This is a genomic window from Nodosilinea sp. LEGE 07088, assembly GCF_015207395.1.
Lineage (GTDB): Bacteria > Cyanobacteriota > Cyanobacteriia > Phormidesmidales > Phormidesmidaceae > Nodosilinea.
This window is the reverse complement of the sequence record NZ_JADEWX010000013.1, coordinates 13733-28431: the sequence shown is the minus strand read 5'-3', so window position 1 is coordinate 28431 and position 14699 is coordinate 13733. Positions and strand designations below refer to the sequence as shown.

Here is a 14699-nt window from a genome sequence, read left to right as displayed (position 1 = left end):
CATTCAACAGTCGTCTGAGAGCTGCGCTATGAGCAGCAATAGCTCGTCAATTTTTCGGCGCAGCACACTGGCGTGCTGATCTGAATGGTTGATGATGATGCTAAACACCAACGGTTCATAGCTGGGCGGCTGTAGGTAGCCCGACAGCGAGACATTGCCCGTTAGGGCCCCCGACTTACCCTGCACGCGCCCCTCTAGCGCTGTGCCCTGCAGGCGATTGCGCAGGGTACCGCTTTGGCCCGCGATCGCTAGTGAACCGTAAAATACCTGCCCCTGGGGATGACTCACCATCGCCTGCAGAGTAGCCGCAAAGGCATCGGGCGACACCAGATTATGGCGCGATAGCCCCGAACCATCCCGCAGCCGCAGTGCCGTAGCATTTACCCCTAGCTCAGTCAGGGCCGCCTTAACCGCCTCGCCCCCGGCCTGGCTCGCTTCCGTGACCTCTCCCCCTGCCGTCACTCCCAGGGTTTTGAACAGCGCCTCGGCGTAGAGGTTGTCGCTGTCTCGGTTGGCTAACAGCATCAGCTCCGCCACCGAAGGAGACTCCACCGCCGCCAGCTCTGGGTCGGCAATGGGAGTCGAATTTGGGGTTACGACCGTCTGCCCCACCGAGATCGACTGCCCCCTGAGTACTGATTCAAACGCCGCCGCAAACTGCTGAGCTGGGTTTAATACCGCCAGGTTGACGCGGCGTGGACTCTCTCCCTGGGCCATTTGCCCGGTTATGCGCACCGTCGGGGTATCCCCAGGGCGCCAAAGCGCTACGGATGCAGCGAACGTGCCAGTGGCGACGGTGGTTGAGTCGTTCACCACGGGCAGTGGCCCAGCGGGCAGCGCCTGGGGCCACACTAGGCTCAGCGGGCTGCCCACCTGGGTTGGGGCTAGCTGCAATGTCACGCTATTGCGATTCAAAATCAGGCTGTTGACCGGGGCGGCGTAGGCCCACTGGGCATCTTCCCATTCCCAGGTGGGGTTGGTGGCAAAGCCGGGAAAGTAAGAATCGTCAAGGACTAGGCGGCTGACCTGTCTCACTCCAGCCTGGGCCAGCTGTTGGCCAAGGTTTTCTATCTGAGCCGTGGTAAAGCTCGGATCACCTCGCCCCACAACTCTCAACGCCGTGCCGCCCTCGGCATTAAGAGCACCGTATACGGAGGTGCGGAGGCGGTAATCGCCCCCCAACTGGTGCGCCGCCGCTGCCGTAGTCAACAGTTTGATGTTAGAAGCTGGGGTAAAGAGGCGATCGCCGTTACGGTTGTAGAGCGGGCGCGGGTTTGCTCCCTGGGTTTGCAGCACCATACCTACGTAGGCGGTATTTAGCGGCGACTGATCGAGTGCAGCATCGAGCTGGGTAGCCAGTTGAGCTGGGCATAGTGCTGCGACGGCCTGGGTACTAGCCACTACGGGTATTAATAGACCCATGCCAACGGGAAGACTTACCCGCTTAACCCCTGGCGCTATGGCCGCAACCTTTCTAATCATCGGCTATGCCCCATCTCAGCTAGTCAGTTACGCCTCACCAATTCTTCCACTGTGATGACATTGTTGTCTGTCTCAATCACACGGGGGTGAGGCAGACCGACCTGAAGTAAGCTCTCAGAACTGCCAGCCCTTCCCCAGGCCAGTAGACCGAGGGTCAACAGAGAAAGCAGGAGCAGTCGCCACAAAGTATTTCGCCACAAAGTATTTCGCCACAGAGTATTTCGCCACAAAGTATTTCGCCACAAAGTATTTCGCCACAAAGTATTTCGCCACAGAGTATTTCGCATAAATCTAGTGTTTAGCTAACGACCAAGATAAGCGGCGGCAAGCAACCTTGGGAAGCCCACCAAGCTCTCGCAAGCGTCCGCTTCCTCGACGGGTTATGCTGCGTCCTGTTCACCTCCCTGTTTCATGTACTCACGCGATACGCGGTGTACGAGGCTTGAAGAAACATAGAATAACGTAAAGCCAATGAGAGGATGCAGCACCTCTAAGTGAAGCGGAGTTTTCAGATGGATACTGCAAAACTGAAGTGTCAGCAGCACCGGTAGACTGACAGCAAGCGATCGAACTCTGTTTGAGAAGGGAGCCATTAATGCGCCTGCCAGCAATACTAACGATAGTCCGCTATACCCGCGCACGAGCCACACGTGAATAGTCCACCAGGCAGGATCGCTAAAGTAGGCAATGCCAACCGTTAATACCTGAGCAATTAAGCAAACGTTAAAAACGATGGAAATCACATAGAAGCCAATCTTTACCCCATTTGAGACGGTGATATTGCGATCTTTCTCCAAAGCTGTAATCATGATTAGCTTGCTGTTTTTGCGAGTTTTAAGCTAGACAGTTTCTGCATGTATACCATGGCTTTATTCACGAGATCAGGGCCGGCTTTTTCGGGAGAACCGGTATCAAAGGGTGGGGCAGGATCGTACTCCAGTAGCAATTGAACGATCTTGGCAGTTTCCTCATCGTAAAGGATGCTCGCGATCGTCAAACCAAAATCAATCCCTGCTGTCACACCACCACCCGTGATCCGATTGCGATCGACCACGACCCGCTCAGTCCCCACCTCAACGCCTGGATGTGTCATCAGTTGTTGGCGCATTCCCCAGTGGGTCACGGCTCGATATCCCTTGAGCAGACCCGCTTTCGCCAGAAACTCCGATCCGCCACAGACAGACGTGACAAACTTTGCTGTGCTGCCCTGTTTGCGGAAAAACGCCAGCACTTCTGGATCGTCTACCACGGCTTGCTGTTCCATACCGCCGCCGACACAAATCACGTCCAGGGGTGGGCAATCGGCAAAGGTGGTATTCGGCACAATCGACAATCCATCATCGCAGATAATGGGGTCTAGCGCTTTCCAGATGCGATGTAGTGTGACATTGGGGAGGGCGCTAAAAACTTGATGGGGCCCGACCATATCCAGTGAGGTCATGCCGGGATAAAAAACCAAGCCAATAACGTAATTTTGGGGGTCGGTCATGAATTAATTTCCGTTGGGTGACTGCCTTGAATCTCCTCTTATACTAGAAGCGGCGATCAGCCCGGCATAGTCCTCGATCGGGTACTCTTTTCACCATGACTATTTCCTTGAGCCCATTATTTGAAGCAATCCACCAGGCAACGGATGAAGATAGCTTGCGATCGCACCTTGCGCCAAAACTCGGGGAATACTTTGCGGCCAAGCGATCGGGAATATTTTTCTTCGACCAACTTTTAACAGATCCAAGGTTTCAACCCGTTCTCAACCTTGCCCTGTCTCTGGAGCATAATCCAGTAGCGCGTTACGTCGCAGAACGCCATACTCCCATCCATGAGGGATTGGTGACGAGACCCAAGGCTTGGAAGTTAATCTGCCCTCGTCCGGATCATTGGCATGTGATGGCAGGGCCGATCGTCAGTCGTGGTCAATTAATCGGGACTGTAGGTTTCACTCGCGAACAGTCAATGCCTGCCTTCAATACACAAAATCTAGCCGACTTGAGCGCCGTCTGTTTACACTTGTCTGACTGGGTTTCAACCGTGCGTTCACCAAGTGTTTCCGCAGGAAAATCTCAACACCCATCATTCAAGGCAGATTGTTTGACGCCGCGTGAATTACAAATTGCTGAATTAGTCGCTTTGGGACGAACCAACGCAGAAATTGGGACTGAACTTTGGATTACCGAGAATTCTGTGAAGCAAGCGCTGAAGCGAATGTTCCGTAAGCTTGAGGTTTCATCCCGTGCCGAAATGGTGGCACAACTTTCAGCAACAAAATACCATGTGCCAAGTTTGAAACTGCCAAACCCTGATTATTAGCTTTTCGCTTACACGCTCACCGAACAATCAGCGGCATAACGGTGAAGTTGTGCGGCAGCAGATAACCTTGCACACTTACCGATAAACTGTATGCTGTCCACTCCAACGAAGTATTCTACCGCTGTAGGTCAAGGTGCTGAAAGATGTTTCATGAGCAATTTAAAGAAAAGCAGAGATGATGAATAGTCTCTGCCAATTTTCCCTTGACGCTTGAAGCTAGTACTTGAACAGTGGAATAATCCAGGCAGTAGCGATACTCATCAAAATTGCAATTTCCAGTACGATCATTGCTGTCATCGGTTGGAACCACCTGATCCAAGCTCCTTGCTGAACCTGTGACCACCACTGAGAGGCATGGGCTGGCCAGAGAGTAGGGCTATCTTTGTCACGAAACTGCCAAGTCAGCATCGACAACAGTAAGGGAGAGCCACCAACCTTGGCATTCATCAACAGGTGCACCGCGATCGCACCCACCATCACCACCCACGAAATCAGGTGAGCGTAGTACCAACCATGATTTAACTCTCCTTCAGGCAGCCAGGTTTCGTCCATCATCTTGCCGCTGAACAGTGCAAAGGTTAACGCCAGCAGGGCCAGGGTATTGGTCACACGATTCAAGGTGTACCACCAGATGGGTTTGCCTACCTGAGCCAGCTTGCTCTGAGAATCAGACTGAATCAGCCGCTTCTGTCCCCGGTGAAAGGAGTAGATCACAAATGCCGGAAATACCAGCAAAGTCCATAATCCAAAGGTGCCGTGGATGCCCTCAATATCCTGATAAGTGGGCAGGGGAATGCGTCCCCAGCGCCCGTCGTAGGTGTCGTAAGTCCAATAGGCAGTTAGGATGGCGGCAATCAGGAACAGTCCCGTCAGGCCATGCAAAGCCCGCAGGAGAAACGGTTGATAGGGACGGGAGGGTGAAATCTTCTTGATCATCGTTTTAGTAAATTGGTTCTAAGGTTGGATCAAACGTCTCAAGTCAATAACAGGGGCTAATTAAGCGCTTTCCATGGCAGCAAGGATGCCAAAACCGATAAATAAGGCACCCCCCAGGGCTGTCATCAGTCGCTCGGAGATGCGACCAGCAATGAGTTTGCACGGCGATGGCGGCACAGATAGCATGTCCCAGAATGGCTCCCAACAGTACCCCATGGGGATGGTGGGAAGAGGCCAAGGTAATGGTGGCAATTTGGGTGCGATCGCCCCATTCGGCAACAAAAGTGAGGGTAAAGGCTTCTATCACTACGGCTCTGGCCGACCAAGTGGCGATGCCCTGTTCTCGCTGCTCAACTGCTTCCAGGGCATCGGTCTGTTCCCCATCTAGAGTCTCTTTGCCAGACATGTGGCTGGCATCATAAAGCAGTTTTAACCCGAAGCCAATAAACAGAGCTACGGCCATGCCTTGAACATAGTGTTTTGGAAAAAATGATGCCAGTTGACCAATCCAGACCGACAATAAGGTCATGGCAGCTAACGTCGTCGTCACACCCAAAATACCCACCGCCGGGGATGGCGCATGGCTAAAATAGCGCCAATAAAAAAGGTTTTGTCTCCGAGTTCTGACAGCGTAATCATCAATAACCCAGATATAAATTCTGTCAAGAAATTCATGCACTACTCCAGCTAGTAGTGGATTGAGCAGGCATGACGGATATCTCAAAAGACCCCACCAAACCCACTCTCTCCGTGGACTCAGTGAAGGTCTCGCTGGCAAATTAGAAAGCTAATTTGCTATCTGAACCAGACTCATCACCAGTATGTTGATTCAGATAACGGGCTGTCATAGCCCAAGCTACTACCCTTCAACAATTCAAAAAGTATCACAATCTGGGCAGAAGTGGTAGAGGGTGGAAAAAACTAGCAAACAGGAACCTCCATCTCAGGCGGTACAACGCTACCCTAACCTGAGATAGCCTCATGATCATAACCGACTAACTTGCGGCGGTCGGTGTACATGGGTGTTGCTATGCGGCGTAATATGTGGGCGATTTAGGCTACTTTTCGATCGCAACGTTGGGCAAACGGCTCCATTCGTTCCATGAACCATCGTAGTTCCGAACATGGGGGTAGCCTAGCAAATATTTCAAGACAAACCAGATATAGGCCGATCGTCCCCCTACGGCACAATAGGGAAATATTTCCTTATCTGGGGTAATGCCATTGCCATTGAACAATGCCTGTAATTCATCAAATGATTTGAAGGTGCCATCATCATTGAGTGTCAGACTATGTTCAAGATGAATTGCACTGGGAATATGCCCAGCACGTTCTGTTTCTTCCGGTGGCTTCATGAGGTATACATCGCCCTGATATTCTGCAAGCGTGCGGACATCTAGCAAGACTTGATCGGGATTAGAAACTGCGGCTTGAACCTCGGCTGACAATACTCGCAAACTGATGTCCAATGGTTTAGGCAAGTATTGAGTCGGTGTAACTGTTGAGAACGCTGCTGTCACCGGGCGACCTTCCTCCATCCACTTTTGATGCCCCCCATTCAGCACTCTCACATCGGCATGTCCAATCATCTTTAGAAACCAGAAAATCCAGGCTCCAGCACCAGGATAGCCACCATAGGCGACAACTGTAGTGTCTTGGGTAATGCCCGATCGAGACAGCAAATTTGCGATCGCGGTCGGATCGAAGTTAATCCGAAGATCGGGTTGAAATAGATCGCTCAACCCATGCCAAAATACTGCCCCCGGAATGTGCTTATCTTGATAGAGGTCTGGATTCATATCAACTTCTATCACTCGCAGGCTCGGATCATCTAAGCGATCGGCAAGCCATTGGGGATCAACTAAGACGTCAGGATGAGCATAATAATGCATGGATGGTTCCTTAATTTACAAGGCTTCTAGATTAAGGACAGTCAACTCGTGGTGCATAGACCTCGTTCGGGTACACTTTGCCTGAATAGCAAGCGCAGAAATGATGGAAACTTCTTTGCCGTCTTTGTTTCAAGCGATCGCCCAAGCTCAAGCTGAATCAGAACCCTTGGTCTCAGAGAGGTATTTTTTCGGCAACGTCATCGGCATCGGTGTGCTTACCTGAACAACCCATTCTCAGGCTGAGTCTTGCAAGATTAAAATGCACTCTTAACACCGAACTCAGCCTCAATTTCATCTACAGCCTTATTCATGTTGCTTAAGTACAGTCCAAAGGAAACAGGGAGTAGGTGACAGGGAACAGAGTGCACTTGTTTCACTTGCACACTGCTATAAGCCAAGTAGCGACTGCGAGTCAGCGGAACTTAGTGATCTGTGCAACGTGTCAGGATGCAACCCTGTCAAAACAGGCAAATTCCGTCAAAGGCATGCCATCTCCTGCAAATCGTTGCGGTCTACGTGAGGAGCTTGAGCCGCTTCGGGTTCAAGCTTTGAGCAAATAGGCACCCGGTATCCGAGCGATCGCCCGAAGCTATGGGGCATACTCATTAAGATTCCTCTGGAGTTTCCTAACCGCTGAGTTGAGTTAGTCTGATCGTTATAAAGCAGTCATCGTCAACCGCCGCTCGGCAGAGGATAATCAAGATTTACAGGAAAGATTAGGGTAATTAGGTTTCCATAAATCGCCCCAAAGCCTCTGCTGTATGGCCAGGGTGCATTATTGACAGAGCTATGTTTATCTCATCGCTGGTACGGTTCAGTAACGTCTATTCTCTAGCATGGTGGCAGTCGTTGCTTCACCTGCTCGTGCAGCCGTTGATGCTAGTGGATAACCAGGGCCACATGATAGACGCCAATGCCGCCGCCAGCACACTGTTGGGAAAAGCAGCACCACGGCTGCTCGATTGCGCTTGGCCCAGTCCCTCGGAAGCGCCCGCAGAGGGTTGCCCTGAAACTGGCAATGGCGGGCACTTTTTTATGCCAACGCATCCCATAACGGTACTTCCAGGGGATGGCCGATCTCAACCTGTCACAGGTTTAGTGGTACCGCTGGGGAAAGAGGCCGGATATCTGGTGATTTTGCAGCCATCTGGCCAGGAGACCACAGCGCTCAAGCAAGCCGAACAGGCCCTGCGCGATCGCGAGCATGAGCTGGAGGTGTTTTTTACCCAATCCCTCAACGGCTTCTTTTTTATGATGCTAGATCAGCCGATCCAGTGGGACGATACGATTGATCGAGAAGCGGCCTTAGATTACGTGTTTGCCCATCAGCGGGTTACCAAGTGCAATCAGGCGATTCTAGAGCAATACGGGTTCGCCGAGTCTGAGTTTTTAGGACTGACGCCAGCAGATTTCTTTACCCATGACCTAGAGGCCGGTCGCGCAGTATGGCGAAATTTTTTTGATCAGGGGCGGCTGCAAACCGAAACCCAGGAGCGCAAAGCCGATGGCTCACTGATGTGGATTGAGGGCGACTATGTCTGCCTTTATGATCACCAAGGCCGAATTACTGGCCACCTGGGGGTGCAGCGTGAGGTCACCGAGTTGAAAGTGGCGATCGCCGCCCTGGAAGCCAGTGAAAACAACTATCGACTGCTGGTCGAAAATCAAACCGATCTGGTCGTTAAGACGGATGCCGATGGACATTTTTTATTCGTCAGCCCCTCCTATTGCGACCTGTTTGATCAATCCCCCCAGGCGCTGTTAGGGCAGCAGTTTATGCCGCTGGTTCAGGCCGAAGATCGACCGCTAACGGCCCAGGCGCTGGCGGCGCTGGGGCAACCGCCCCATACCGCTGAGATCGAGCAACGCGCCCTGACTCGCTTAGGCTGGCGTTGGCTGGCCTGGTCTAATCAAGCCATTTTAGATGACGGGGGAAATGTCGTCAGCATCGTGGGCGTCGGTCGCGATATTACCGATCGCAAGCGCCATGAAACCAGCATTTATGAACTGTCCCAGCGGCTCTCTTTAGTCACCCGCTCGGCCCAGTTAGGGGTTTGGGATTTAGACCTCTCCACCGGTCAGCTCCTGTGGGATGCCCGCATGTACAAAATATATGGCCTGGCCCCAGGAGATCCCCAACCCGACTACGAAAACTGGCTGACTCGGGTGCACCCTGACGACATAGAAGCGGTTCAAGCCGTCTGGCAAGCCCTGCATAGGGGGGGTGAAAATACCCATACCGAATTTCGGATTATTTGCCCCAGTGGCGAAACCCGCTATATCGAAGCCCACACTATTGCCAAACGTGACCCCAAGGGGCAGATCCAGCGGCTGACGGGGATCAACCGAGACATCACCGATCGCAAGCGAGATGAAATGACCCTGCAAAATACCAGCCAGCGCTTAATGTTGGCCACCAAAGCGGCCCAGATGGGCATTTGGGAATGGCAGTTGGAGGGCAATCGCCTGGTGTGGGATGAGCGCATGCACGAAATCTTTGGCGTTCCCCTCGATGCCTTTACGGGCACCTACCGGGATTGTGAGGATCGAGTGCATCCGGAGGATCTGCCTCATTATTATGCTCGCCGGGATGAGGCGCTGGCCTCTGGCAACCTGGCTAAATTTGAATTTAGAATCGTGCGGCTCAACGGGGAAGTGCGTCATATTGAGTCCTGCTTCAATGTGATTCGCGATGCGGCTGGTCAACCTATACGCATCATCGGCATCAATCGGGATATTAGCGATCGCAAACAGTCTGAGCTAGCCCTGGCAAACGCCCACCACCAGCTCCAGGCGCTGATGCAAAACGCCCCCGCTATCATGGGACTCTTTGACGAAACTGGACGGTATCAGCGAGTCAATCCCAGTACAGTTAACCTGTTAGGTTTACCCGAATCAGAGATTGTTGGTCGTCGCTTTGACGAGATTCACAGGCCAGAAATGGCCGCTGGATTTATGGCCCAAATCCAACAAGTCATGGCCAGCGATCGCCCTGTGACGGTAGAAGAGCATCTGGTCAATGCCTCAGGCGAAGAGCGAATTCTGCGAACGGTGCTGTTTCCAGTGCTCAAGCCCCCCGGTCAACCCCAGATTCTGGGGTTAGTCTCCACCGATATTACCCCCCTGGTTACGGCCCAAGAAACCTTACAGCGCCAGGCCACCCGTGAGCGCTTATTACGAGAAATCTCCGGCAATATTCGCAGCAGTCTCGACCTGAACTCGATTCTCGACAACGCCGTGACCGGCATTCGCCAGTTTCTGAATGCCGATCGCGTCGTGGTGTACCGCTTCAACGCCGACTGGGGCGGCGACATGATCGTAGAGTCGGTGATCACCCCCTGGACTGCCGTGTTAGGCGAAACGCTACGCGATCCCTGCTTTGCTGAGCAGTGGATAGAGCCCTATCGCCAAGGCCGGATCAGCCAAGTGACCGATGTGCTCACGGCAGATATAACGCCCTGTCATCGGAAACTCTTGACCCACTACCAGATTCGGGCCAATTTAGTCGTACCGCTGGTGGTTGAAAACAGCCTCTGGGGCCTGCTCTGTATTCATCACTGCCAGGGGCCTCACCCATGGCAACCTGAGGAAGTTGCCTTTGTACAGCAGTTAGCCGACCAGGTCGAAATCGCCATTCAACAGGCCAGGCTGCTGAGAGAAACAACGGCTCGTGCCCAGCGAGAACAACTGCTGAATGAAATTGTCACCCTGATGCGGGGGAGTTTGGATCTCTCCACCATCATTGAACGCACCACTCAGAAGCTACGGGCAGAATTTCAAGTCGGGCGCTGTCTCTTCATTCGCTGCAATCAGGATGACGATTATTTTGAATACAACACCTGTGCCCTAGCCCCCGACATGTTAGATCTCACCGGCCTGCGTCTGCCGCTGCAGGACAGCCCTTACATCATGTCTATCTTGTCCCAAGCATCGCCCAAGGCAACCTGTGACATGATGGCCGAGTCGACCGTGGCCAACTTGAGGTCCTTTGCCCAGGCCTTTCGGATTGGGGCGGCCCTGAGTGCGGCCATTCGCGATCAAGCGGAAGTTAAAGGTATTTTATGTGTTCACCATGCCACGCCCCGACAGTGGACGGAACATGAGCAAATTTTGATCCAACAGGTGGCCGATCAACTGGCGATCGCCATTCAGCAGGCCGAGCTTTATCAGCAGGCACAGGCAGAAATTGCGGAGCGGATGCGCCTCGAAGAGCAGCTTCGCCACGATGCCTTTCACGATGCCCTCACCGGTCTACCCAATCGGGCTCTACTCTTAGATCGCCTCCAGCTAGCCATTCAGCGCTATCAGCGATCGCACTATGCCCTCAATGCCCAGCCCCACCCACCTACCGCCATCCATAGTGAGTTTGCGGTGCTGTTTTTAGATCTAGATCGCTTTAAAGTCATCAACGACAGTTTGGGCCATAGCTGTGGCGACCAATTGCTTAAGGTGGTGGCCAATCGGCTCACCACCTGCCTGCGAGAGGTAGATATTGCTGCCCGGTTGGGCGGCGATGAGTTTGTTATTTTGCTCGAAGACCTCACCGATCTCCAGTATGTGATCGAGATTACGCAGCGCATCCATGCTGTTTTAGAAAAGTCCGTGATGCTGGCTGACCAAGACATCTTTGTCCACGCCAGTATTGGCATTGCCATGGGCTCGATCATCGCTTCGACCCCAGAACAAATGCTTCGAAATGCCGATATTGCCATGTATGAGGCGAAGAAGAATAATCAAGAATATGTTGTTTTTGATGCTTCGATGCATGCGATCGCACTAACTCGAATGACCCTGGAGAATGATCTCTGCCATGCCATTAAACGAAACGAATTGAGCCTGTTCTATCAGCCCATTGTTTCGCTGAAAACGGGTAAAATTTCAGGCTTTGAAGCCCTGGTTCGCTGGCAACATCCGACCCGTGGTTTACTCTTTCCGGTTGACTTTATCGATGTTGCCGAAGAGACTGGCTTAATTGCCGCCATTGATTTATGGGTTTTACAAGAATCTTGTCAGGCGCTTCGCCGCTGGCATGAAATTGCCCCCGATCTGGCTGACGTCACCATGAGTGTTAACCTCTCTGGCAAGCAGTTTTCTCAGCCTAACCTAATCCAACAAATTGATCATGCTCTACGGTGCGCTAACCTGACTGGCAAGCATTTAAAGCTTGAGATTACCGAAAGTGTTTTGATTAAGAACAATAGTTTAGCCATCAATCTACTGAATGAATTTAGAGCTCGTAATATTCAGGTATGCATGGATGATTTTGGCACGGGTTATTCATCTCTTAGCTATTTGCATCAGTTCCCGGTGGATGTGCTTAAAATTGACAAGTCATTTATTCTTAACTTAAGTGTTGATCACACCAGTTCACGGGATCATAAAATCGTGCAGGCGATTATTACCTTAGCTCTCAATCTCAATCTACAGGTGATCGCCGAGGGGATTGAGCATGAAGGCGTGCGCGCCTGTCTCCAAGCCCATCACTGTCAGTTTGGCCAGGGCTATCACTTCTCGCCAGCGATCGCCTTTGATGCCGCCACACAACTCTTGATAGATCAGCCATTTCAGTCATCGGCGCGATTCTGCCACGAGGGCTAGTACTCTGAGGCGGCAATAACCCAGCTGTTTACTCACGCGGAAACCCTTATGAGACCTGGGGTTCCCGTTCTGCCCTCTGCCTTCTTACTTCTGCCTTTCGGGACTAGGCAGATCTGGCCCCATTGTCCGACGTTGGTCTAGTGGGGGCGTCATGCAGATAACGTTAGTGTCGGCTTCAGCCTCCCAGACCTCAATGACGCTGCTTGAGAGTTTCGACCTGCTCGGCGATCGCCGGATCGTAGAGCCGCAGGTAGTTCCAATAGCCGCCAAACACCGATCGCACGTACCCCTTGGTCTCAGGAAAGGGGATTTTTTCGGCAAAGTCGTCGGCATCGGTATAGCCGCCCTGGTTGATCCATTTCGCCACGTTACCCGGCCCGGCGTTATAGCTGGCCACCGCAAACAGCGAGTGGTTGTCGTACTCGGCGTGGGTGTAGTTGAGGTACCAGGTGCCCAGCTTGACGTTGTCGGTGGGGTCGTTGAGGTCGTAGTCGGGCAGCCCCGCCTGGCCCTTGATCCACTCGGCGGTGGCGGGCATCACCTGCATTAGACCCGCTGCCCCCACCCCAGAGCGAATCTGGGCCTCAAAGCGCGACTCCTGACGCATCAGCGCCGCCACCAGCAGCGGGTTGAGCTGGCGCTCCGCCGACCAGGTGGTGATTAAATCGGCGTAGGGTAGGGGATATACCCCGTGCCAGTAGTCGGGGCGCTGCTTGAGGGTTTTTACAGTTTTGAGATCGGCGGGGTCATCGGCCAGGCCCAGGCTAGAGATTTGGTAGATGCCATCGATATTGTCGTTGGTGCCCAGGCGCATGAGCCCGTCGGTAAACTGTTCCTCGGGGGTAGGGTCTTGGTAGTTGTCGTACTCTAGCTGCCAGCGCTCCCAGGCCTGCTGGTCTTGGCCCAGCAGGTAAAGCTCTTGCAGGGTAGCCGACCCAACGGGCAGGGAGGTGCGCTGGCTCAGGGGAGCCACGGCGGGGGTCTGCGATCGCACCGTCTTAAAGTCGCCCACGTTCCACCCCAGGGCCACCGCCGATCGCCAGGCGTAGTACGACTCGGGGTGGCGAGCAATCACGCTCTCCAGGGCATTTTGAGCCACATCGGCCTGGCCCAGCTGGCGGCCCCACTTGCCCACCCAAAACCCGGCATCGGCGGCCAGGTCGCTGTCGGGGCTATATTTGAGTACGTCGCGGGCCCAGCTCAAAGCCATGGTCAGATCGCCCTGGTCAGCGGCGTTGAGGGCATTGGTGAGGCGAATGTCGGCGGCAGCGTCAGAGTCTTTGTACTCTTTGAGGATGAGTTCGCGAGTGGCCTGGGCCGATTCGGCACTGTTCAACTTATCCAAGACTTCGGCCCGCGCTTGCAGTGCCTCTGCCGCCCGGTCAGGGAAACGATTCACCACCTGGTCGAGCACCCCCAGGGCTCTGTCATCGGGCAGACTCAGAGACAGACGCAGCAGGCCCGTGGCGGTTTCGGGCGCGTCGGGGAACTGCCGGTCGAGCTGGCTATAGAGAGCAATGGCGCGATCGCGCTTGCTAGTCACCTGAAAACCTCGCGCCGCCCGGTAGAGATTGCGAGGCGACGGCGGGGCTTTAGCGTAGGCTACTGCCGCATCGCCATAGCTGTCGATGCGCCAAAAGCCGAAGCCTACCGTTTGCCAATCTTCAGGACTCAGCTGGTTGGCAAATTCCGTTTTGAGGCGCAGCAGAGCCGCCCCAGCGTTAGGGTGATGCAGCCCAGCTCGCGCCATAATCATTAACATCGGCAGGGCATCGGCTCGGTGGGGGTCAGCGGTCAACCGCTGGTAGGCCACCTCTACCGCCTTAGGATGGTGAGGAAACTGCTGCACTAGCTGATCCCAGTAGGCCGGGTCTTGCTGGCCCAGCTCAAACAACAACGGTGCGATCGCGCCATTGCCCTCGTACTCTTGCAAAATTCGCTGCTGGGTCTGCTGGGCGACCGACCCCTGGCCTGTCGCCCGCTGGGCCTGGGCCAAAGCCAGCGCCACGTAGGGGGCCAGGGTCGGATAATCTTGCTCTAGCCCCTCCAGCAGGGGAAGGGCGCTACCCCCGCGATCTTGAGCGATCAGGTCGAGGGCCAGCAGATACCGAGCCCGATTGCGGCTATGGGCATCACGACTCTCGGCCAGGGGGAGCAGTGCTTCCTGGCGTTGAGCCGGGGGTTGCAGCGCCAGCGCCAGCACCGGGCCATCGTCGTGGCCCACAAAGTGCTCTAGCCCCGGCAGCAGCGATTCTTCTAGAATGCGATCGGCTTGGTCACCGGGGGAGGTGGTATGCACCAATGCCGCTACCATGCCCAGCGATAGGGCGCTCACCCCTGCGATCGCGACCGCAGGAAGGCTAGACTTCAATCGTTTAACCATGGGGTGCCCTTTGAACCTAAGCAATGACGTCTAATAATAATGAGGGGTCTGGCGATTAGCAAAACGATTGACCTCAGCTCGGCCAGATAGAGATCTAGCAA

The 14699-nt window shown here is 53.9% G+C and carries 9 protein-coding genes and 1 pseudogene; 2 read left to right on the top strand and 8 right to left on the bottom strand.

The features are described 5' to 3' along the window. Positions 1–3 precede the first annotated feature (3 nt). The 4 genes from dacB to IQ254_RS05430 all read right to left on the bottom strand — a co-directional run bounded on the left by dacB (position 4) and on the right by IQ254_RS05430 (position 2971). A complete protein-coding gene (dacB, locus tag IQ254_RS05445; protein WP_193965155.1) occupies positions 4–1482 on the bottom strand; it encodes a D-alanyl-D-alanine carboxypeptidase/D-alanyl-D-alanine-endopeptidase in 1479 nt (492 codons plus the stop codon). A gap of 114 nt (positions 1483–1596) precedes the next feature. Further along, positions 1597–1755: a hypothetical protein gene (locus IQ254_RS05440; RefSeq protein ID WP_193965154.1), complete on the bottom strand. Its 159-nt coding sequence runs from the start codon at positions 1753–1755 to the stop codon at positions 1597–1599. Positions 1756–1862: 107 nt separating this feature from the next. Further along, on the bottom strand, positions 1863–2291 hold the full coding sequence (locus tag IQ254_RS05435; RefSeq protein WP_193965153.1) for a DUF6220 domain-containing protein: 429 nt from the start codon (positions 2289–2291) through the stop codon (positions 1863–1865). A gap of 2 nt (positions 2292–2293) precedes the next feature. Continuing rightward, positions 2294–2971 (bottom strand): DJ-1/PfpI family protein, encoded by a 678-nt coding sequence (locus IQ254_RS05430; RefSeq protein ID WP_193965152.1) that lies wholly within the window; start codon positions 2969–2971, stop codon positions 2294–2296. A gap of 95 nt (positions 2972–3066) precedes the next feature. On the opposite strand from IQ254_RS05430, the gene IQ254_RS05425 reads away from it, so the two are divergent. Next, complete coding sequence (locus IQ254_RS05425) at positions 3067–3789, top strand: LuxR C-terminal-related transcriptional regulator (RefSeq protein ID WP_193965151.1); 723 nt, start codon at positions 3067–3069, stop codon at positions 3787–3789. A gap of 216 nt (positions 3790–4005) precedes the next feature. Here IQ254_RS05425 and IQ254_RS05420 read toward each other — a convergent pair whose 3' ends face one another. From IQ254_RS05420 to IQ254_RS05410, 3 genes and pseudogenes are all read right to left on the bottom strand, one after another. Next, positions 4006–4713, bottom strand: coding sequence for a cytochrome b/b6 domain-containing protein (locus tag IQ254_RS05420; protein ID WP_193965189.1), 708 nt, complete (start codon positions 4711–4713; stop codon positions 4006–4008). A gap of 72 nt (positions 4714–4785) precedes the next feature. After that, positions 4786–5400 (bottom strand): annotated as a pseudogene (locus tag IQ254_RS33460) (TMEM165/GDT1 family protein). Positions 5401–5783: 383 nt separating this feature from the next. Next, a complete protein-coding gene (locus IQ254_RS05410) occupies positions 5784–6617 on the bottom strand; it encodes a sulfurtransferase (protein WP_193965150.1) in 834 nt (277 codons plus the stop codon). Between the two features lie 789 nt (positions 6618–7406). Between IQ254_RS05410 and IQ254_RS05405 the strand changes: the two genes are divergently transcribed. Beyond that, complete coding sequence (locus IQ254_RS05405; RefSeq protein WP_193965149.1) at positions 7407–12215, top strand: EAL domain-containing protein; 4809 nt, start codon at positions 7407–7409, stop codon at positions 12213–12215. Positions 12216–12405: 190 nt separating this feature from the next. Here the strand turns inward: IQ254_RS05405 and IQ254_RS05400 are convergent, their stop codons facing one another. Further along, positions 12406–14598, bottom strand: a complete 2193-nt coding sequence (locus tag IQ254_RS05400; protein WP_193965148.1) for a transglycosylase SLT domain-containing protein — start codon at positions 14596–14598, stop codon at positions 12406–12408. Positions 14599–14699: the final 101 nt, after the last annotated feature.